We start from the raw sequence: 23,154 nt of genomic DNA, 5'->3' as shown, positions 1-23,154 counted from the left end.
TCCGCGCGCCGAGGCCGGTCGCGCCCGCGCCCGCGCAGCCCGAGCGAGCGCGCGACCTGCTCGGCCCGCTGCTGGCGTGGCTGCGCGAACGCCTGGGCAGCGAGCTGGCCCACGACCCCGAGCACATCGATCCGCGGGCGCCCTTCGAGGACTACGGCCTCGACTCGGTCATGATCTACGCCCTCAACGGGGCCATCGAGGACCGCCTGGGCGTCGTCGTGTCCAAGACCCTGTTCTTCGAGCACGCCTGCCTCGAGGCCGTGTGCGGGGCGCTCCTCGAAGCTCACGGCGCGGCCATCGAGCGCGCCTTCCCGCCGCCGGTCGAGGTCGCGGCCGAGGCGAGCCCGCGGGTGTCGGTCTCCGAGGCGACCCGCGAGCCCATCGCGATCATCGGCCTGTCCGGGCGCTACCCCGAGGCGCCGGACCTCGACGCGCTGTGGGCCAACCTCGTCGCCGGCCGCGACTGCGTGGGCGAGGTGCCCAGCAACCGCTGGGACATCGACGCCTTCTTCGACCCGGACCGCCGGAGCGAGGGCAGCACCTATACGCGCTGGGGCGCCTTCCTCGACGGGGTCGAGGAGTTCGAGCATCGCCTGTTCAAGATCGCCCCGCGGGAGGCCAGGCAGATGGACCCTCAAGAGCGCCTGCTGCTGCAGACGGCCTGGGCCGCCCTCGAGGACGCGGGCTACTGCCGCGCGAGCTTCCTCGACACCGAACCGCACACGCGCACGGCCATGGCCCCCAACCGCGTCGGCGTCTACACCGGCGTGACCTGGGGCGGCCACCAGCTCTACGCCGCCGAGGCCTGGGCCCACGGCCAGCGCCTGACCCTCGACTCCTCGTTTTGGTCCATCGCCAACCGGGTGTCGTGGATGTTCAACTTCCGCGGCCCCTCGATGCCCATCGACACGGCCTGCTCGGCCTCGCTGGTCGGCATCGCGATGGCCTGCGAGGCGCTGGTCCGCGGCGAGATCGACATGGCCCTCGCCGGCGGCGTCAACCTCTACCTGCACCCCTCGAAGTACCTGACCATCGCGGCCCAGGGCTTCGCGTCGAGCGACGGCAAGTGCCGGGCCTTCGGCCGCGGGGGCGACGGCTACGTGCCCGGCGAGGGCGTGGGCGTGGTGATCCTCAAGCCCCTGTCCAAGGCCGAGCGCGACGGCGACGCCATCCACGGGCTGATCCGCGGCTGGGCCGTCAACCACGACGGCTTCACCAACGGCTACAGCGTGCCCAACCCGCGCGCGCAGTCCGAGGTCGTGAGCATGGCGATGGAGCGCGGCGGCGTGGACCCGCAGACCATCACCTACGTCGAGGCCCACGGCACGGGCACGGCCCTGGGCGACCCCATCGAGGTCGCCGGGCTGACGGCGGCCTTCGGGCGGGCGGACGCGCCCTGGTGCGGCCTGGGGGCGATCAAGTCGAACATCGGCCACCTCGAGTCGGCGGCGGGCATCGTCGGCCTGACCAAGGTGCTGCTGCAGATGCGCCACCGGACCCTGGTGCCGACCCTGCACGTCGAGGCCCTCAACCCCAACCTCGACATGCACCGCTCGCCCTTCCGGATCCAGCGCGAGCTGACCCCCTGGGAGCCCCCCGCTGGGATCCCGCGGCGGGCGGGGCTGAGCTCCTTCGGGGCCGGAGGGGTCAACGCCCACCTGGTCCTCGAGGAGTATCGGGAGCCGGCGAAGCGCCGCGCCGAGGTGTCCGCGCCGAGCGAGCCCGAGCGCCACTGCCTGGTGCTCTCGGCTCGGACCGCGCCGCAGCTGCGCAAGGTCGCCGAGGCCCTGCGCGCGCGCCTGGCCGAGGCCATCGTCGCCCCGGACGCGCACCCGCGCCTGGACCTGGCCAACCTGGCCTTCACCCTCCAGCTCGGGCGCGAGCCCTTGAACGTGCGGCTGGCGTGGCTCGCCAGCGATCTGCGCGAGGCGATGGCGGGCCTCGACGCCTACCTGGGCGGGCCCCTCGACGACGACGACTCGACCCACGGCCCCGGGCCGTGGATGGGCCGGAGCGCCAAGGCCACCGGCACCGACGCGCGCTCGCGGGATCAGGCCCAGGCCTGGCTGCGGGCCCGCGAGCTGAGCACCTGCGCCCGCGCGTGGGTCCGGGGGCGGGCCCTCGACTGGCACGAGCTGCACCCCGAGGGCGCGCGCCGACGGGTCCACCTGCCCACCTACCCCTTCGTCGGGGAGCGGCTGTGGATGCCCGATCGCTTCACCTGGACCAAGCCGGCGACCGGCCGCGGGGGCGCCGAGGACGAGCTCCCCGAGATGGCCATGGTCACGCCGCGGTGGCAGCCGTGGACCTCGATCTTGGAGGCCTCGACGGGGGCGAGCGCCGCGGCCGAGTCTGGCGCGACCGTGGTGCTGACCGGCGGAAGCAGCCAGACCTGCGACGAGCTGCTCGCGCTCCTCGATGCGCCCAGCGCCTCGGCCCCGCGGATCGTGGTCGAGACGGGAGGCGCGGCGGTCTACCGCGCCCAGGGCATCGCCCGCCTCGGCCCCCACCACCTGCGCGCGCCCCTCGACGACGCCGGTGATGCCGACGCCCTGCTCGCGGCGTTGAGCGAGGTCGGGGCGCCGCCGATCGTCCGGGTCATCGACCTGTGCGACGTGCAGCCGGGCCCGCGGGCGCCGACCACCGTGCCCCACGGGCGCCTGCGCCTGCTCCAGCGGTGGATCGCCGGGACCCGGCGCCGGGCCCTGCGGCTGATCCACGTGCACCGCGACGTCGACCCCCGCGACGCCCGGGACTTCGACGGGCCGAGCGCGCTGCTGGCCGGGCTGCTGCCGGTGCTCGACGCGGAGTACGGCCGCCTCGCGGCCCTCGACCTCGAGTTTGGCGACGCCTCGACCCTGCGCCACGCCCCTGCGGACGCGGTCCGGCGCTTGCTCGCCAGCGGACGCGGGCGGGCTCGGCTGCGCAACGGCATGCTCGAGCGCCTCGAGCTCGAGCCCCACCCGGTCCTGCCGATCCCCGACTCGGCGCTGCGGATGAACCCCAACGGGGTCTACCTGCTCAGCGGCGGGACCGGGGGCGTCGCCCTGACCCTGGCGGGCGCGCTCGTCGATCGCGGGGCTCGTCGCCTCGCGCTGCTCGAGCGCGGCCACTCGCGCAGCGCCGAGGTGATCGAGGCGCGGGCGAAGGCGATCGCGGAGCTCGAGGCCCGCGGCGCCCAGGTGCTCCGGCACCAGGGCTCGCTGCTCGACTCCGGGGGCCTCGACGACCTGCTCGCGCGCCTGAGCCAGGTCGGGCCCGTGCTCGGGGTGATCCACGCCGCGGGCTGGAACGACCCGAGCGAGCCGGCCTTCATCCACAAGACCCGGGCGCAGATGGAGAAGGTCTTCGAGGCCAAGATCTCCGGCCTGCACGGCCTCGCCTCGGCCCTGAGCCGCCACGGTCACCGCCCCGACTGGGTCGTGCTGTGCTCGTCGATCAGCGCCGCCGTGCCCGGCCTGGGCGTGGGCATGAGCGACTACGCGGCCGCCAACGCGTGGATGGACCGCTACGCGACCAGCCGCGATGGCGTGGGCTCCGGCACGCGCTGGCTGTCCCTGCGGTGGCCCAACTGGAGCGAGGTCGGCATGGGCGAGACCCCGCGCGAGCCCTTGCGGCGCCTGGGCCTGGCCCCGCTGCGCAACGTGGACGGGGTCGCCCTGTTCGAGTGCGCCCTCGTCGGGGACTTCGGCCCCGTGGTCACGCCCGTGGCCATCGACGAGGAGGCGCGCGAGGGCTTCACGCTCAAGTCCTGGCTCGAGGGATCGCTCGGGGAGCCCGCGGGCTCGAAGGCGGACCCAAGGCCAGGCGCGAAGCCCCAGCCACGGGCGAGCGAAGCGGCGGCTCCGACGGCCACGCCCGAGCTCGGCCCGGTCCACGCCTGGCTGCAGGCGCAGCTGTCCGAGACCCTCGAGCTGCCCGAGGAGGAGCTCGAGGTTGATCTGTCCTTCGAGGAGTTCGGCCTCGACTCGATCCTCATGGTCCGCCTGCTCGGTCAACTCGACCGCGAGCTCGGGGTGGCCCTCGACCCCTCGGCGCTCATCGAGCTCGGGACCATCGAGCGCCTCAGCGAGCACCTGCTCGAGGCGCACCCCGAGGCGCTGGCGCGGGTCTGCGGCGCGCCGGTCCAGGCCGAGGCGGCTGCTCCCCTTTTGTCGAGTGAGCCCGTTTTGCCCGTTCAGCCAGCGCAGCCGGTCGTGCCCCCGGTCCAGGCGAGGGTGACGGTCCCGCGGACGGCCAGCCTCGCGGCGGACGAGCCCATCGCGATCATCGGCATGGCCGGCCACTTCCCCGGCGCGTCCTCGGTCGAGCAGTTTTGGGCGAATCTGCGCGATGGCGTGGACGCGATCGCCGAGGTCCCCGAGTCGCGCTGGTCCGCGGCGCGCTACTTCTCGCCGAAGCACGCCCCGGGCAAGACCATCAGCCGCTGGGGCGGCTTCCTGCCCAACATCGAAGACTTCGACCCGGCCTACTTCGAGCTCGACGAGGCCCAGGCGCGGGGCTTCGACCCGCTGATCCGCCAGACCCTCGAGGTCGGGGCCGAGGCCTTCGCCCACGCCGGCTACAGCCGGGCGCAGCTGCGCGGCTCTCGGACCGGGGTGTGGCTGGGCGCGCGGGTGTCCGACTTCATCCGCCGCGTCGACCCCTCGAAGCACGGGATCGTCGGGGTCGGGCAGAACTTCATCGCCGCCCACCTGGCTCACTTCTACGACCTGCGCGGGCCCAACCTCATCGTCGACAGCGCCTGCTCGTCCTCGCTGGTCACGGTCCACCAGGCCTGCCAGGCCCTGCGCGCCGGGGAGGTCGAGCTGGCCCTCGCCGGCGGCGTCGACCTGCTCCTCGACGAGCAGCCCTACCTGAGCCTGAGCGAGAGCCGGGCGCTGTCGCCCACGGGGCGCTGCCGGACCTTCGATCGCCGCGCCGACGGCTTCGTGCCCGGAGAGGGCTGCGGCATGGTCTTGCTCGCGCGCCTGTCCGACGCCCTCGAGCGCGGGGATCGGGTGCTGGCGATCGTCGAGGGCAGCGCCGTCAACAACGACGGGCGGACCATGGGCGTGACCACGCCCAACCCCGAGGCCCAGGTCGAGGTCGTGCGCGAGGCCCTGCGCCGCGCCGGGGCCGAGGCCCGCTCGGTCTCGCTGATCGAGGCCCACGGCACGGGCACGGTGATCGGCGACCCCATCGAGCTCAAGGCCCTGACCCGGGTGTTCCGCGAGTCGACCCAGGCCCGGGGCGTGTGCGGCATCGGCAGCGTCAAGTCCAACGTCGGCCACCTCGCCAGCGCGGCGGGCATCGCCGGCTTGATCAAGGTCGCGGCCTGCCTGCAGGCCCGCTACCAGGCCCCGACGCTGCACTGCCTCGAGCCCAACCCGCGCTTTGACTTCGCCGCCTCGCCCTTCGTGGTGCTGACCCAGGGGCGCCCCTGGCAGCCCGTCGAGGGCGTGCGCCGCGGGGGCGTGAGCGCCTTCGGCCTCGGGGGCACCAACGCCCACGTCGTGCTCGCCGAGGCCCCCGAGCACCGCCCGACCCGGGCTGCCCTGCCCGCGCCCACCTTCCACCGCCGCCGGCTGTGGCCCGACGCGCCCGCGCGCCCCGAGGCCGCGCCGCGCCCCGCTCGGCGCCGGCTGATGCAGCTGGAGTTCTCCCGATGACCGCCCCGACCTCCGCCAAGCTCCCGCCCCTGTCCGCCCTCGAGGGCCTGCGCTGCCAGGTCGCGCTGGCCGTCGACGACCCCGTGCTCCGGGACCACCACGTCCACGGCGTGCGGATCATGCCGGGGGTCACCTTCCTCGACATGGTCTGGCGCATCCTCGAGGCCCGCGGCGTGGCCCTCGAGCGCGTCGAGCTGCGCCGCTGCGTGTTCCGAGCGCCGGCCACCGTCGACGCCGAGCACGGCCGGAGCCTGGGCTTTCGCTTCGAGGCCGCGGGCGCGGGCGTGCGGGTGATCGCCGAGGGGCAGGCCGTGGACGCGCGCACGGGCGAGGGCAGGGGCGAGCCCCGGGAGCACTTCCGGGCCGAGCTGCACGGGGTCGAGGGCGCGCCGGCGCAGGCTCCGGACGCGGGCGTGGCTGCGCCGGCGGGTGAGCCCGTCGACCTGGCCACGCTCTACGCGATGTCGCGGGAGCTCGGCACCGTGCACGGGCCCTTCATGCGCGGCCTGGGGGTGATCGAAGAGCGCGCGGAGGGCTTGCTGGCCCGCGTCGAGCTCGGCGAAGAGGCCCGCGAGCACGCCGAGGACTTTCGCCTGCACCCGGCGCTGCTCGACTGCGCGACCTTGCTGCCTTCGATCTACTTCGCGCGCGCGGTCGGTGCCGTGGCCGAGCCGGTGATCCCGGTGCACATCGCCACGGCCCGGGCTTTCGCGGGTGAGAGCGAGCGCCCCGGGGGCGTGGTCTGGGTCCCGAAGGGCTCGTGCACCGTGCCGTCTTCGGAGCTCTCGGTCGCGGACCTGCACATCCTCGACGACGGCGGGCGGCCGCGGGCGCAGCTGCTCGGGATTTCGTTCAAGCGCGTGCGCGAGCGCGGGTTGATCACCCGGCTCGAGGACCACGCGGGCGCGGCTCGGCGCAGCACCCCGGCGCCCGTCTCCGCGCCGCCTTCGAGCCCGCTTGGCGAGGTGGGGGAGGGGGCCCTGGCCTCGACGCGGGCGCGCCTGCGCGAGCTGGTCGTGGCCACCCTGGGCGCTGGGGCTCCCGCGCCCCAGGCCCTGTCGACGAGCGCGGGCTTTTACGACCTCGGCCTGGACTCGAGCGACCTGCTGGACCTCGTCGCCCAGCTCGAGGGGGAGCTCGGCGCGAGCTTGTACCCCACGCTCTTGTTCGAGCATCAGAGCATCGACGAGCTGAGTCGGTGGTTGGTGGCGGAGCACGGCGGCCTGGGTCGCGGGCCCGAGCGCGCAGCGGCGCCCCAGCGCGAGCCGAGCTCGGCCCGTCCGCGCTTCGTTCGGGCGCACTGGCGGCGCCAGGCGGTGACCGGCGCGGGCGCGGGCGCGGGCCCGCTCGCGCTGCTCTACGCCGAGCCAGAGGTGCAGGCGGCGAGCCCGGCCGGGACCGTCCTCGTCGAGGCGGGCGCTGGCTTCGAGCGTCGCGGGCCGCGGCACTTCGTCGTCGATCCGCGCTCCGCCGCCGACCTCGAGCGAGCGTTCGCGCAGCTGCGCGAGGACGGCCTGGAGCTCGGGCAGCTCGGCATCGTCCACGCCAACACCGGCATCGAGCCGACGGCGCTCCACGACCGCCTGGAGGCCCTCAGCGTGGGCCTGTGGCGGGCGGCGAGCGGGGCCGCGGGAGAGGTCCGCGTGCTCCACGTCGAGACGGCCTGCGGCCACCCGGAGTCGCTGGCTGCCCGGGCCTTCGCCGCGACCGCGAGCCGCGAGCTCCCGCGCCTGACCATGGCCGTGCTCGAGGTCGAGGGCTGGCCGAGCTGGGCGCAGCTTCAGGCCGAGCTCGGGGCCCTCGAGGCCGCCGGGCTCGCCCGCTTGTGCGGCGGGGAGCGGAGCGTGCTGGCCTGGACCGAGGAGGCGCCGCCGGTGGCCTCGGCGGCCGAGCTCGACAACTTGCGCGGCCGCTGCGTCTTGATCACGGGCGGCGCTGGCGGGCTCGGGGCGATCTTCGCCCGGGCGCTCGCAACTCATGGAGCGACGGTGGTGCTCAGCGCCCGCCGGCCCCAGGACGCAGCCATCGGAGCCCTGCTCGCCGAGCTCGAGGCCCTCGGCGGGCGCGGGCTCTACCTGCCCGCGGACGTCACCGACCTCGCCGCCCTCGAGGCCCTGCTCGCCGAGCTCCACCGCCGCGTCGGCCCGGTCCACGGCCTCATCCACGCCGCGGGTCGGACCGCCGACGGTCTGCTCGCCCGCGCCGACGCATCGCCCGAGCGGCGGGCCGCGACCCAGGCCGTGCTCGCGACCAAGATCCACGGCCTGCACGCCCTCGAGGAGGTCCTCGCCGACGAGCCCCTCGAGTTCGTGATCGCTTGCTCTTCCCTGGCCGCGGCCCTCGGCAACGTTGGCCAGGCCAACTACGCCTTCGCCAACGGCTACCTCGACGGCTTCGCGCACTGGCGCGGCCTGGCGGCCCGCGAGGGCATGCGTCGGGGTCGCTGCGTGGCCATCGACTGGCCGCTGTGGCGCGAGGGCGGCATGCAGGTCAGCGAGCGCGACGCGGCCCGCCTGGGCGGCTCGGGGCTCGCCCCGCTGTCGACGGAGCTGGGCGTGCAGGTGCTGCTCGCGGCCGTGGCGACGCCCCTGGAGGGGAGCGTGGTGGTTGCGGAGGACATGGGCGATGGCCTGGCCCCGCTGCTCGGAGCCCGCCCGGCGCCGGAGTCCGCGAGCCGCAAGGCGAGTCCGGTCGTGAGTCCGGTCGTGAAGTCCACGTCCCCGCGTCGCGTCGAGGGCGAGACCTTCGCCGAGCCCGTCGCGATCCTCGGCGTCGCCGGCCGCTACCCCGGCGCCGCCGACCTCGACGAGTTCTGGGCGCGCCTGCGCGAGGGTCACGACGCGATCACCGAGGTCCCCGACGATCGCTGGGACCACCGCCCCTGGTACGACCCCACGGGCGCGCGCAAGGATCGGGCGCACACGCGCTGGGGCGGCTTCCTCGACGGGGTCGATCGCTTCGACGCGCGCCTGTTCAACCTGACCCCCCGCGAGGCCCAGATCATGGACCCGCAGACGCGCCTGTTCCTCGAGACGGCGTGGCACACCCTCGAGGACGCCGGCTACCCGCGCTCGGCCCTGGCCGGCGAGGCCGTGGGCGTGTTCGTGGGGGCGATGTACGGCCACTACGCCCTCGCGGGCCTCGAGCACGCCTTGCGCGGGCGGGGCCCCTCGCCGGCGACCTTCTTCGCGTCCATCGCCAACCGGGTGTCCTTCTTCTTCGACTTCCGCGGGCCCAGCCTGGCCCTGGACACGATGTGCTCGTCCTCGCTGACGGCCCTGCACCTCGCCTGCGCCAGCTTGGCCCGGGGCGAGAGCCGCTACGCGCTGGTGGGCGGCGTCAACTTGATGCTGCACCCGAGCAAGTTCGTGTTTCTCAGCCAGGCGCGCATGAGCTCGCCGGACGGCCGCTGCCGGGCCTTCGCCGAGGACGCCAAGGGCTACGTCCCCGGCGAGGGCGTGGGCGCCGTATTGCTCAAGCCCCTCGCGGCGGCCGAGGCTGACGGGGACCGCGTGCTCGGGGTGATCCGGGCGACGGCGGTCAACCACGGCGGGCGGACCAGCGGCTACTCCGTGCCGAGCCCCCGCGCCCAGGCCGAGGTCATCCGCGCGGCCTTCGACGCTGCGCAGATCGACCCGGCGAGCGTGGGCTACGTCGAGGCCCACGGCACGGGGACCTCCCTGGGCGACCCCATCGAGGTCGCGGCGCTGCGCTCGGTGTTCAGGGGTCCGGGGCAGGTCGCGCTGGGCTCGGTCAAGTCGAACATCGGCCACCTCGAGCCCGCGGCTGGGATCGCGGGCTTGACCAAGGTCTTGCTGCAGCTGCGCCACCGTGCTCTGGTGCCGACCCTGCACGTGAACGGGCGGCCGAACCCGGCCATCGACTTCGAGCGCGGGCCGGCGCGTCTGGTCACCGAGCTCGAGCCCTGGGCGCCGCGGGGCGGTGAGCCCCTGCGCGCGGCGTTGAGCTCCTTTGGCGCGGGCGGATCGAACGCCCACGTGATCCTCGAGCAGGCGCCCGAGCCTCGGCGCGCCGAGCAGGCCGTCGGGGGAGCGCACTGCTTCCCGATCTCGGCCGCTGTTGGCGGATTGCGGGCGCAGCTGCTGCGATTGCGAGAACATCTCGAGGTCCTCGACGAGCGCGATCTCGACCTCGCCGGGGTCGCCCGCACGCTCCAGCGCAGCCGCGAGGCCCTCGACGAGCGCGCGTGCGTGGTCGCCTCGACCCGCGCCGAGCTCCTCGACGGGCTGCGCGAGGCCCTGGCCGCCGAGACCCTCGCAGGGCCTCGGGCCTGGCGGGGGCGCGCGAACGCGGGCGGCTTGTTCGAAGCTGACGATCGCGACGTCGCCGAGCTGTTCGTGGCCTGGGCGCGCCGGGATCGTCTGGACCGCGTGGCCGCGGCCTGGACCGGGGGCGCGAGCGTGGACTGGGCGGCCCTCGCCGCGGCGCGGGGTCTGGCCGAGGTCGAGCCCGCGCGCCTGCCCGGCTACGCCTTCGCCCGCGAGCGCCACTGGCTGCCCGAGCTGGCCGCGGCGCCCATGTTGGTGCCCGCGCCGCAGACGAGCGCCCTCGGGGCCCTCGACGCGCAGGCGGCCTTCCGCGGCGAGCTGCGCTTCGTTCGGCGCTGGCGCGAGGACGAGAGCGCCCTGGCGGACCACCGGGTGCTCGGGCGCGCGCGCTTGCCCGGGGCGAGCCTGGTCGAGGCCGCGTTCGCGGCCGCCGCGAGCCTGGGCGCCGCGGATCCGCGGACCCTCTCGGTTCAGGCCTGGCGCTGGCGCGCGCCCTTCGTGCTCGACGCCGACGCGGCCGCGCTGACCACCACGCTGCGCCCCGAGTCCCCGGGCTCGCGGCGCTACGCCTGCCGCTTCGCCGGTGAGGACGGCTCGGTCATCGCCGACTGCATCCTCGAGCTGGGGGTCGCCGGTGAGGATGTCGAGCTGGAGCGAGACCCCGGCTGGGTCGAGCACCAGCGCGCCCAGGCCAGGGGCGAGGCCGAGGACGAGGCCGGCGCGGCGATCTACGCCCGCCTCCACGGCGTCGGCATCGAGCACGGCCCCAGCTTGCGCGTGCTCGAGTCCGTGGGCCGCGTGCCCGCGAGCGCCGACGCGCCGGCGACCATCGTCGGTCGCCTGTGCGGCGCCGCGACCTCGCTGGGCCCAGCTGGCGCCCCGAGCATGGCGAGCCTCGACGGCGCGCTGCAGTGCATGGCGGTCTGGCTCGAGGCCTACGCCGGCGTCGCCGAGGCCCGGGTCCCCGTGGCCTTCGAGGGCGCCCGCGCGCTCTCGACCCGCGCGCCGGCCTACGCCTGCGCCAGCTCGGTCGACGGCGAGCGCTTTGACCTGCGCCTGCTCGACGCCGCCGGCCGCCCCTGCGCGGTGGTCGAGGGCGTGCTGTGTCGGCCCGCGCCGCGCCGCGATCGAGTCGCCGAGATCTGCTTCGCCCCGCGCCTGCGCCCCGAGCCCGTGGCCCTCGCCGCCCTCGAGGCTCCGACGGAGGTGCGCGCGGACGCGTGGGTCTTGATCCTCGCGGCGCCCGAGGGCGGCCCCGAGGCGAGCGCCGTCGAGGCCCTGCTGGCCCGCGCGGGCTTGCCTGGAGTCGCCAGCGAGTGGGTCCGCGCGTCCTCCCCCGAGGACGTGCGCGCCCGCGTCGAGGCTTGCGCGCGCACCCGCGGCGTCGCCCCGACCCTCGTCCTCCATCTTTCAGGGCTCGCCGGGCTGGAGCCCGAGTCCTGCCGCCACGACGACCCCGTGGCCCTCGCGCGCGCAGAGCAACGAGCGCTGTTTTGCCTGCTCGCCCTCGTCCAGGCAGGTCTGGCCGCGGGCTGGCGCAGCGCCTCGCTCGGCGTGTTCGCCCTCGTGCACCGCTGCCGCGCCGTGAGCGAGGACGAGGCCCTCGCGCTGGCGCCCCACGCCGCCGGCCTGTTCGGCCTGTGCAGCTCCCTGGCCGCGGAGTACCCGGCGTGGACCGTCAGCTGCGTCGACACCTCGCCCGAGGGCGTCGGCTCGACACCCGGGCTGGCCGCCCTCGTGCGCGAGACCTGGCGCGGCGAAGGCTCGCGCATCGGCGGGGCCCTGCGCGGCACCACCTACCACGCGCCTCGCTTCGAGCGCCTGCGCCTCCCGTCTCCACCAAGCACGCCCGAAAGGGGCGCGACCTGGGTGATCGCCGGAGGCCGCGGGGGCCTGGGCGGCGTGCTCAGCCGCCACCTCGCGGCCCAGGGCGCGACCTTGGTGTGGATCAGCCGACGCCCCGCCGACGAGGCCGTCGCCAACGCTCGAGCCGAGCTCGAGGGCCTCGGCGGCCGGCTCGAGTACGTGCGCGCCGACCTCGGCGACGCGGCGGGCCTGCGCGCGGCCCTCGACCCCGTGCTGGATCGCCTGGGCCCCGTGCGCGGCGTCGTGCACTCGGCGATGGTCCTCGACGACGTCGCGATCGCCAACATGGACGCGGCGCAGCTGCAGGCCGTGCTCGCGCCCAAGGGCCGGGGCCTGCTCGCCCTCGAGGCGGCCCTGCGTCCGCGCTCGCCCGCTCAGTTCGTGCTGTTCAGCTCCGCCGCGGGCGTCCAGCGCAGCCCCGGCCAGGGCAACTACGCCGCCGCCAGCAGCTACGAGGACGCCCTCGGCCGGGCCCTGGCCGCGCGCAGCCAGGCGCGGGTGCTGGTCATCGACTGGGGCTTTTGGGGCGAGGTCGGGGCCGTCGCCACGGCCGAGCACCGCCGGCGCATGAAGGTGCTCGGGATCGACTCGATCACCGCCGCCGAGGGCATGGAGGCCTTCGAGCGCCTGCTCGCGAGCGACGAGCCCCAGGCCCTGGTCTACAAGGCCGAGGCCGCCGTGCTCGCGCGCTTGGGCGTCGAGGGCCTCGAGCCCAAGCTGCGTGTCCGGGCCCCCGAGACCACGCCGACGTCCCCGAGTCGACCGGCGCCGAAGGTTGTCGCGCCCGTTCGAAGCGCACGAGCCCCACTCCCCAGCTTCGATCTCGAGGCCGCCGTCGAGACCCACGTCCGCGGCCACTTCGAGGCCGTCGTGGGCCTGCGCGAGCTCGACCTCGACGCCGACTTTGGCGTCCTGGGCATCGACAGCGTCATGGTCATCGAGCTCGCCGAGCGCCTCAAGGCGCAGCTGGGCGAGTTCTCGCCCACGGCCCTGTTCGAGCACGACTCGCCCCGGCGGCTCATCGCCCACCTCCTCGACGAGCACCGCGAGGCGATGACCGCCCTGCTCGCGCCAGCGACTGCGCCGGAGAGCGAGATCTTGACCGAGGTCGAGGCGCCCGAGCTGCCTGGCGACACCTTCGACGCGCTCCACGACGCGCCCGCGGTCACGCGGGACGAGCCCATCGCGATCATCGGCGTGGCCGGGCGTTACCCCGGCGGCCGAGACCTCGACGCCCTGTGGCAGACCCTGCGCGAGGGTCGGTCGGGGATCCGCGAGCTCGGCGAGGAGCGCTTCGACTGGCGCGCCCACTACGATCCCGACGCCAAGGCGGGCCCGAGCGCCGCGGGGCGCAGCTACGTCCGCTACGCCGGGCTCATCGAGGACGCCGAAGCCTTCGACCCGCTGTTCTTCAAGATCTCGCCCAAGGAGGCCGAGGCCATGGATCCGCAGGACCGCCTGTTCCTGCAGACCGCGTGGGCGGCCCTCGAGGACGCGGGCCACACCCGGGCGTCGATCGGTGGCTCGGGAGACAGCCGCCGCGTGGGCGTGTTCGTCGGGGTGATGCACGGCGACTACGGCCGCCTCGGGGCCATCGCGCGCGACCGCGGGCAGTGGACCCCCGCGAACGCGCCGCTGTGGAGCATCGCCAACCGCGTGTCCTACCTGTTCGACTTCCAGGGCCCGAGCTTCGCCGTCGACTCGGCCTGCAGCAGCTCGCTGACCGCGATCCACCTGGCCTGCGAGAGCCTGCGTCGGGGCGAGTGCGAGGCGGCCATCGCCGGCGGGGTCAGCCTGATCCTCGACGGCGATCACATGCGCTTGCTGGCCAACGTGGGCATGCTGTCGGCGGGCGGCGAGTGCCGGGCCTTCGGGGCCGGGGCCGACGGCTTCGTCGACGGCGAGGGCGTGGGCGCGGTCGTGCTCAAGCCCCTGTCGGCGGCGCGCCGCGACGGCGACCGCGTGTGGGCGACCCTGGCCGCGTCGACGATCAACGCGGGCGGCAAGACCCGGGGCTACAGCGTGCCCAACCCGCGGGCCCAGGCCGGCCTCGTCGCCGAGGCCCTGGCGCGCGCGGGCTGGAGCTCGGAGAGCGTCGACTACGTCGAGGCCCACGGCACGGGCACGGAGCTCGGCGATCCCATCGAGATCCGCGGGCTCAGCCAGGCCTTTGGCGCGCGCGGTGAAGGGGTCGCGACGACGCGGCGCTGCGCCATCGGCTCGATCAAGTCGAACATCGGCCACCTCGAGGCGGCCTCGGGCATCGCGGGCCTGACCAAGGTCCTGCTTCAGCTGCGCCACGGCGAGCTCGCGCCGAGCTTGCACGCGAGCCCGGCGAACCCCCACGCGGGCCTCGACGCTTCGCCCTTCGCGGTCGTCCATGACCTGCAGGCGTGGACGAGCCCGCGGGCGCCTCGGCCCGGCGGGCTGCGGCGCGCGGCGGTCAGCTCCTTCGGCGCCGGAGGGGCCAACGCGCACCTGCTGATCGAGGCGAGCGAGGACGCGGCGGTACTCGAGCTCCGGGACGACGAGGGGCCCCAGCTGGTCCTGCTCTCGGCTCGGGACGAGGCGCGCCTGCGCGAGCGGGCTGCGGATCTGCTCGCGGCCCTCGGTCGTCGGCGCGGCGAGCTGCGCCTGGTCGACGTGGCGCACACCTTGGCCGTGGGCCGGGAGGCCATGGCTGCGCGCCTGGCCGTGGTCGCCCCCGATCTCGACGGCCTCGCCGAGTCTCTGCAGAGCTTCCTGGACGGCCGCGCTGCACCGACGGTGCACGTGGGCGAGGCTGCGAGCGGGACGGCCGAGGGCGTCGACCACGGCGCCTCGCTGTCGAGCCTCGCGGCGGTCTGGGTTCGCGGTGCGTCCCTCGACGGGGAGCGCCTGCCCTCGCGCTGGGGACGGCGCGTCGGTCTGCCGACCTATCCCTTCGCCCGCGAGCGCCACTGGCTGCCCATGCCCGATCGCGCCGCGGCGGACAGCCGCTTCGAGGGCCCGACGCTGGCGGGTCTCGCCGCCGGTGAGCTGCGCTATCGCCATCGCCTGGACGCGCGCCATCCCGTGGCCGCGGCCCACCGGGTTGGCGGGCGAGCGGTGCTGCCCGGGGTGGCGCTGCTCGACCTGTTGACGGAGCTCCTGGCTGCGCTGCCCGACGCGCCCCAGCCCCTGGGCATCGCGGACCTGAGCTGGATGCGCCCCGTGGTCCTCGACGCGGGCGCGCTGGGCCTGCACCTGCGCGTGCGCGCGGGCGGTGCTCGGGGCGTCGAGGTCGAGGTCGCGCAGTGGCGCAGCGACGCCCGGGACGGCGAGCTCGTCGCCCGCGCCCGGGCCGAGCGCGCCCCCGCGGACGCTTCGGACTCGCGCTTGACCCTCGCCGAGCTGCGCGCGCGAGAGCCCAAGGAGCTGGCGGAGGGCGAGCGCTGGCAGGGCTACGCCGCCTTCGAGGCCGTGGGCATTGAGTACGGCGAGGCCTTCGAGGCCGTCGCCGGCCTGACCCGCGCAGGCGATCGCGCCCTCGCGCGGCTGCATCCTTCGGTTACGGCGCGGGCGGGTTCACGGGTGCAGCGTTGGGGCATCCTCGACGCGGCCCTGCAGACCGTGGGCGCCCTCGTCGAGCGGGCTTCGGGCGGCACGGCGTTGCCGGCTGGGCTCGGTCGCTTCGCGTGCTCGGGCTCGCTGACCAAGGCGACGCAGGTCCTGGCCGAGCGCCGAGGCTCGCGCTACGCCGCGCAGATCCTCGACGCCGAGGGGCGCTGCCTGGCGCGCTTCGACGAGCTGGAGATTCGCTCGCTTCCTTCGCGACGCGCGGCGGAGCCAGAGCCCGCTACGAGCGAGACCGTCGCTCGCCTGTGCGCGCGTCCGGTCTGGCGGCCCGAGGTGGGCGAGGAGCGCGGTCGCTCCCAGGCTGCCCCAGGGGCGCTCGTGGTCCTCGGGACCCCCGCGGGCCTGGCCCTCGCGCGACCCCTGGTCGGGGAGCAGGCCTGCGTCGCGCTGACGGAGGATTGCTCTGAGCTGCGCCGCGTCCTCGCGGCGGGGGCCGTCGAGCGCGTCGTCATCCTGGCCGTGCCCGAGGGCCCGACCCCGACGCGCATCGACGCCGAAGCCACGGCCGCGCTGACCCGCTCGGTGTTCGCCAGCTTGCAGACGCTGATCACCTCGGGCTGGACCGCGGGGGGCCGCCAGCGCGAGCTGGTTGCGATCACCCGCGGGGTGCACCCGGTGGTCGCGGGGGACCGCGTCGATCCGCGGCCCGCGACCGTGCCCGGCCTGGTGCTGTCCTTCGCCCGGGAGCAGGCGGCCGTGCAGGTCGGCTGCGTGGACCTGGGCGCGACCGAGGCCCCGAGCGCGGCGCTGCTGCGCACCGAGCTCGGGCGCTCGACCAACGGCGGGCTGGCCGTGCGCGGCGGTCGTGCCTACCGCATGGCCCTCGAGCGGGTGCCCGCCGCGGTCGACTCGACGCCGTGGCGCCAGGGCGGCGTCTACCTGATCCTCGGCGGCGCCGGTGGCATCGGCCTCGAGCTCGCCTGCCACCTGGCTGGGCGCCTCGGCGCGCGCGTGGCCCTGGTCGGCCGGCGCCCCCTCGACGCCGCGCTCGAGGCCAAGCTCGCCCGCGTCAACGCGGCGGGGGGCGAGGCGCTCTATCTGTCCGCCGACGCGGCCGACCCGGCCTCCATGCGCGCGGCCGTCGAGGCCGTCCGGGCCCGCTTCGGAGCGCTGCACGGCGTGGTCCACTCGGCCATCGTCATGCGCGACCGCTCCCTCGCGCGCATGGACGAGGCCGAGCTCGACGCGGCCTTGCGCCCCAAGCTGGCCGGCGCCGTCAACCTGATCGACGCGGCCCTCGCAGGCGGCGAGCTGGACTTCGCGCTGTTCCTGTCCTCGGCGCAGAGCCTCTCGGGCAGCGCCGGTCAGGCCAACTACGCGGCGGCCTGCACCTTCAAGGACGCCTTCGCTCACTGGCTCCGAGATCAGGGTGTGGCCCGCTCGGTGACCATCGACTGGGGCTACTGGGGCGAGGTCGGCATCGTGCGCGGCGAGGCCTACCGGGCCCGCCTCGAGGCCCGCGGCGTGCTGCCCATCGCCGTCGCCGAGGGCCTGGCGGTCATCGACGACTGCCTGGCCGCGGACCGCCCCCGGACCCTGGCCATGAAGGCCACCGACGCCACCTTCGAGGCCATGGGCCTGGCCCGCGAGGCGGACTTCCCCGTCGCCCTCGAGGGTTCTCCGGCGCGCATCGACGCGGGCCTGCTCGCCCAGCTCAGCGGCGGCTTCGAGCGCTTCACCACCCTGGCCGTGCGCGAGCTGTGGGCGACCCTCGAGCCCCACGGGGGCTTCGCCGCCCTGCGCTCGGCCGCCGAGGTCGACGTCGACGGGCTCGCCGGAGCGCTGCGCCTGGCCCCGGGTCAGCGCCGCTTGCTCGACGCGCTCATCGATCTGCTCGGTCGCCACGACGCCTTCTCCGACAGCGCGAAGGCCGAAGCGAGCGAGGCGGCGCGGGAGCGGGCCTGGGCCCAGCTGCGGACCGAGCGTCCCGAGCTCGCGCCGCACATCGAGCTGCTGCGCGCGTGCACGGCCCAGCTGGTCGAGGTGCTCAGCGGCGCGCTGCCGGGCACGGCGGTGCTCTTCCCTGGGGGCTCCGCGAGCCTCGTCGAGAAGATCTACCGCGGCAACCCCATCGCCGACTACTTCAACGCGGCCATGGCCGCGACCTTGGCCAGCCTCTGCGCCGAGCGCAGCCGGGCCCGGGGCGGCGCGCCGGTCCGCGTGCTCGAGGTCGGCGGGGGCACGGGCGGGACCACGGCCTTCGTGCTCCCGGCCCTCGCCAAGCTGGTCGAGGCGGGCGTGCCCGTCGACTACGCGTTCACCGACATCGGCACGATCTTCGTCGAGCGCGGCCGTCGGCGCTTCGGGGCCGAGTTCCCCTTCGTCCGCTTCGCCACCCTGGACGTCGAGGCGCCCCTCGACGAGCAGGGCTGGGGCGGCGAACTGGGCGCCTTCGACCTGGTCCTGGGCACCAACGTCATCCACGCCACGCGCCTGCTCGCGCGCAGCGTGGGGACCATAGCGACCTTGCTGCGCCCGGGGGGCTGGATCGTGCTCAACGAGGCGACGGCGGTCTCGGACTTCCTGACCATGACCTTCGGCCTCGTCGATGGGTGGTGGCTCAGCGAGGACCCGGAGCGCCGCCTGCCCCACGCGCCCTTGCTCGACGCGCCGGGGTGGCTGACCCTGTTCGCCGAGGAGGGCCTGGGCGAGGTCGCGGCCTGGGGTCACCCGCAGCCGCGGGGTGGCGAAGTTGGCCAGCACATCGTGCTCGGGCGCAAGCCCACGCGAGCGGCGAGCGTCGAGCCTGCGCGCCCTGTGGTCGAGGCTCCGGCGGCTGCTGCAAGTGGGCCTGCGCCCAAGGTCGCAGCGCCGCCACAACCGACCGGGCCTGCGCCGGGGCTCGAGCTGCGCGCGCGCCTCGAGGGCGTGCTCGCCGACAGCCTCGCCGAGGCCCTGGGCATCGATCTGGCTCGGGTCACGCCGGCCTTGAACTTCGCCGATCACGGCGTGGACTCGATCACCGGCGTGGCGCTGATCAACGCCGTGGGCGAGCGCCTGGGCTTGCCGCTGCGGACCTCCCTGCTGTTCGACTGCCCCAACGTCGACGAGCTGGTCCGCTACCTGATCGAGCGCCACGGCGCCGAGCTGGGCGCGAGCCAGGCGACGAGCGAGCCCGCGCCCGCAGTCCCGAGCGCAGCCTCCCTCGAGGACCGCATCCTCGCCGCCCTCGCCGACGGCCTGAGCGACGCCCTGGGCCTGCGCCCCGAGCTGGTCACGCCCGCGCTCGTGTTCGCCGACTGCGGCGTGGACTCGATCACCGGCGTGGCGCTGATCAACGCCGTGGGCGAGCGCCTGGGCTTGCCCCTGCGGACCTCCTTGCTGTTCGACTGCCCGGACGTGGCCAGCTTCGTGGCCTGGCTCGTCGAGCACCACGGCGCCGAGCTGGGCGCGACTTCCCCGACTGCCCCGACTTCCCCGACTCCCCCGATCCCCCCGACCTCCCCGGAGCGCCCCGAGGCCCTGAGCCTCGCCGATCTCGAGCGCCTCGCCGCAGGCGAGCTCGAGGTCGACGCCCTCCTCCAGACCAGCGTGTTCTGACATGACCAAGCGTGAGCTACTCGAGAAGATCAAGCGGGGCGAGCTGAGCCCCGCCGAGGGCATGGCCCAGCTACAGGCCCTCGCCCGCCGCAAGGATCGTGAGACGCCCCAGGCTGCGAGCGCCGAGGGTGCGATCGCGGGTCAGGCCGTGCGCCTGCATCGGCCGGGGACCCTGGCCGAGCTCGCCCTCGAAGCCATCGAGGTCGGTCCTCCAGGCCCCGGACAGATCCGCGTGCGGACCCGGGCCTTCTCCCTGAACTTCGGGGACCTGCTCAGCCTCCGCGGCCTCTACCCGACCATGCCGCCCTATCCCTTCACGCCGGGCTTCGAGCTCGCGGGCATCGTCGACGCCCTCGGCCCCGGGGTCGCGGGTCCGGGCGCGCTCGAGGTCGGGGACGCGGTGATCGCCATGCTCGGCGAGGCCATGGGCGCCCACGCCAGCGTGGTCCTCGTCGACGCTGGCTCCGTCGTGCCCAAGCCCGCGAGCGTGTCCTTCGCCGAGGCCTGCGCTGCGCCGGTGGCCTTCCTGACGGCGACCCACGTGCTCGCCCGGGCGGGCCTCGAGGCGGGAGAGTCGATCCTGATCCAGAGCGCGGCGGGGGGCGTGGGCCTGTTCCTCGTCCAGCTCGCGCGCGCGGCCGGGGCGACGATCTTCGGCACCGCGAGCACGCCGGCCAAGCTCGAGCACCTGCGCTCTCTGGGCGTGCAGCACCCCATCAACTACGTCGAGCACGACTTCCACGAGCGCGTCCAGGCGCTCACGGCGGGTCGCGGCGTGGACGTGGTCGTCAACACGCTCACGGGCGAGGCGATCCAAAAGGGCCTCGACCTGCTCGCGCCCGGGGGCCGCTACGTCGAGATTGCGATGTCCGGGCTCAAGGCCGCGCCCAAGCTCGACCTCTCGGGGCTGTGCGACAACCAGAGCTTCATCAGCGTCGACCTGCGCCGGCTGATGCTGCGCGACCGGGCCCTGACCGCCCGCTACGTCGCGCGCATGGTCGAGGCCCTCGAGGCGCGGACGGCCCTGCCGACCATCGGGCGGGTGTTCCCCCTGGAGTCGATCCGCGAGGCCTACGCCCTGCTCGAGGACCGCGGCAACGTCGGCAAGGTGGTCGTCGAGGTGCCCGAGGCGCCCGCGCGGGTCCAGCCCGAGCGCGTCCAGGTGACTACGACGCCGAAGGCCGCCGCGCCGCGCTCTGACGCGGGAGCGCTCGAGCCCATCGCCGTCGTCGGCATGGCTGGGCGCTTCCCGAGCAGCGAGAACCTCGACGCCTTTTGGTCCAACCTCGCCGAAGGGCGGGACTGCGTGGCCGAGATCCCCGCACAGCGCTGGTCCGTCGTGCGCTGGTTCGACGCGGACCCGACCCGAGGCGACACGACCTACTGCCGCTGGGGCGGCGTCCTCGACGAGGTCGACCGCTTCGACCCCGCCTTCTTCCACATGTCCCGGCGCGAGGCCGAGCTGTGCGAGCCGCAGCAGCGCGTGTTCCTCGAGACCGCCTGGCACGCCCTGGATCACGCCGGCTACGCGGCGCCCGTGGGCACCGGCCGCGGCACGGGGCGCGCGGGCTCGTGCGGGGTCTACGTGGGGGCGTCGACGGGCGACTACGTCGACGTGCTCGAGGCTGCGGGCAGCCACCGCGCGCCCCAGGCGATGATCGGCAACGAGAGCTCGGTGATCGCCGGGCGCATCGCCTACACCCTCGACCTCGACGGCCCGGCGGTGGTCGTGAACACGGCCTGCTCGGCCTCGCTGGTCGCGATCCACATGGCCTGCGAGGCCCTGCGCGCCGGGGCCTGCGAGATGGCCCTGGCCGGGGGCGTGTTCGTCAGCCTGACCCCGGCCTTCTTCGTGCTCGCCAGCAACGCGCGCATGCTCTCGCCCACGGGCCGCTGCCGCAGCTTCGCCAGGGACGCCGACGGCTTCGTGCCCGGCGAGGGTGTGGGCGCGGTCGTGCTCAAGCCCCTGTCGGCGGCGCGCCGCGACGGGGATCGGGTCTACGGCCTGATCCGCGCCAGCGCCATGAACCAGGACGGGCGGACCAACGCCCTGACCGCGCCGAGCCCCCGGGCGCAGGCCAAGCTGATGCGCTCGGTCTACGCCCGCGCCGGGGTCTCGCCGCGGACCATCGACGCCATCGAGGCCCACGGCACGGGCACCAAGCTCGGCGACCCCGTCGAGGTCGACGCGCTGACCGAGGTGTTCCGCGAGGCCACCGAGGACTCGAGCTTCTGCGCCCTGGGCTCGGTCAAGAGCAGCATCGGCCACGCGGTCACGGCCGCCGGGGTCGCCTCGGTGCTCAAGATGCTCCTGGGCCTTCAGCGCGGCGCGATCCCGCCGACCCTCCACGCCGAGGCCGACAACGAGTTCATCGACTTCCCCTCGACGCCCTTCTTCGTCAACCGCGAGCTCACCCCCTGGGTCCGCGGAGAGTCGCCGCGGCGCGCCGGGGTGAGCTCCTTTGGGTTCAGCGGGACGAACGCTCACCTGCTGCTCGAGGAGGCGCCGGCGGACCTGGTCGACGCGCGGGGCAGCGCGAGCCGGGGGCCGTGGTTGTTCCCGATCTCGGGCTTCGACGCGGCCGCGCGCGGGCGCGTGGCCGAGCGCCTCGGGGCGTGGTTGCGCGACGGGAGCGAGGCCGACTCGCTCGGCGATCTGGCCTTCACCCTCCAGCGTCGCCGCGCCCACCTGGGCGTGCGCGCGGCGGTCGTCGCAAGCACCCGCGAGGAGCTGCTCGAGGCCCTCGACGCCCTCGCTGAGGGGCGCCTGCACGCGGCGTTGATCTGCGGCCCCGAGCGAGGCGAGGGCGAGCTCGGAGCGCCCGCAGGGCTGCTCGAGCTGGCCGAGCGCGAGCTCGAGGCGCGGCTGAGCGCGGTCGGGGGCGAGCTGGACCTGGCGAGCGCGCGGGCCGTGGGAGAGCTCTACGTCAGCGGCCGGGAGCCCGCGTGGCAGCACCTGCCCACGGGGCGCGTGCTCAGCCTGCCGCCCTATCCCTTCGCCCGCGTGCGCTGCTGGCCGAGCGCGGCCGCCCGGGGTCGGGCCGTCGAGCTCGAGCCGGCGCCGGACTACGGCTTGCTCGCCGGCGGTCCCGCCTTTCGCGTGCGCGTGAGCGGGGACGACCCGATGTTGGCCGAGCACCGCGTGGCCGGGCGGGCGATCTTGCCGGGGGTCGCGAGCGTCGAGCTGGCCCTGGCCGCGCTCGATCGCGTGGCCCCGGGGCAGGCTCGGGGCGGCGCCGGCGTGCGCCTCGAGCAGCTGATGTGGCTTCGGCCCCTGGTCGCCGAAGGACCCGGAGGGCTCGAGGCCTACGTGACCACCCGCGCCATCGAGGGCGGGGTCGAGCTGCGCGTCGAGACTCAGGCCGAGACCGGAGAGCGCCAGCTCCACACCCAGGTGTTCGCGCGCTGGGGGGTCCCGGGCGTGGGCGTGGGCGTGGCCGCGTCGACGCCCGTCGCCAGCCTCGACTCGAGCGTCGAGGTCGAGGACTTCTACGGCCGCCTGGGCCGGGCACACATCGACTACGGCCCCTGGTACCGCTGCGTCCGCGGGATCGCGGCGACGCCCGAGGGCCTCGTCGCCGAGCTGGCCCTCGCCCCGGAGCGACGCGCAGAGCTCGAGCGCTACCGCCTGCACCCGGGCCTGGCCGACGCCGCGATGCAGGCCGTCGCCGGGCTGATCTTGGGCGTGGGCGCCCAGAGTCAGGGCGCTGGGGCCTCGCGCCCGGCGGTCGCCGTGTCCGTGGATCGCGTGCTCGTGCTCCGCCCGCCCAAGGCCCGCTGCTTCGCCCACGTCCACGCCCACGCCGGCGAGGAGCTGTGCTTCACCGTGACCGTGGCCGACGAGCGCGGCCAGACCTGCGCGCGCTTTGAAGGCCTGCGCCTGGCGACCCTCGAGTCCGACGCGCCGTGCCTGGTCCACGCGCCCAGCTGGGAGCCGGTGCTCGAGTCTCAGGCCCTCGTCGAGGGGGATACCGTGGTCTTGCTCGCGGGCGGCCTGGCCCCCGGGCTGCCCGCCGGGGTCTCCGTGCGCGCCGTCGCCAACCCCACGCGGGCTGGCTTCGCGGCGGCGCTGTCTGGCTCGAAGCCCGCGCGAGTGGTCGCGTGCTTTGGCGCCGACGCCCAGCCCTGGTCCCTGGTCGCCCTCGCGGCGGCCCTCGAATCCCTCGAGCTCGACGCCCTCGAGCTGAGCGTGGTGACCTGCGGAGCCGAGC

The 23,154-nt window shown here is 75.3% G+C and carries 3 protein-coding genes; all 3 read left to right on the top strand.

The window, feature by feature from the left end; translation table 11 throughout:
* A partial coding sequence (locus PPSIR1_RS37240) for a beta-ketoacyl synthase N-terminal-like domain-containing protein (RefSeq protein ID WP_006976449.1) occupies positions 1-5,651 on the top strand: 5,651 nt, incomplete at its 5' end.
* Positions 5,648-18,943 (top strand): SDR family NAD(P)-dependent oxidoreductase, encoded by a 13,296-nt coding sequence (locus PPSIR1_RS37235; RefSeq protein WP_045117517.1) that lies wholly within the window; start codon positions 5,648-5,650, stop codon positions 18,941-18,943. The genes PPSIR1_RS37240 and PPSIR1_RS37235, both read left to right, overlap by 4 nt.
* A 1-nt stretch (position 18,944) precedes the next feature.
* Positions 18,945-23,154, top strand: a 4,210-nt coding sequence (locus tag PPSIR1_RS37230; RefSeq protein ID WP_006976447.1) for a beta-ketoacyl synthase N-terminal-like domain-containing protein, incomplete at its 3' end; no start/stop codon positions are given.

Origin of the sequence: Plesiocystis pacifica SIR-1, assembly GCF_000170895.1 — a bacterium.
GTDB classification, from domain to species: domain Bacteria; phylum Myxococcota_A; class Polyangia; order Nannocystales; family Nannocystaceae; genus Plesiocystis; species Plesiocystis pacifica.
The sequence above is the reverse complement of the archived record's forward strand: the minus strand, read 5'-3'. Positions and strand labels throughout refer to the sequence as shown.

Excerpts from the sequence above, each read along its gene's own strand:
- PPSIR1_RS37235 (WP_045117517.1), top strand. The coding sequence starts at position 5,648 with ATGACCGCCCCGACCTCCGCCAAGCTCCCGCCCCTGTCCGCCCTCGAG.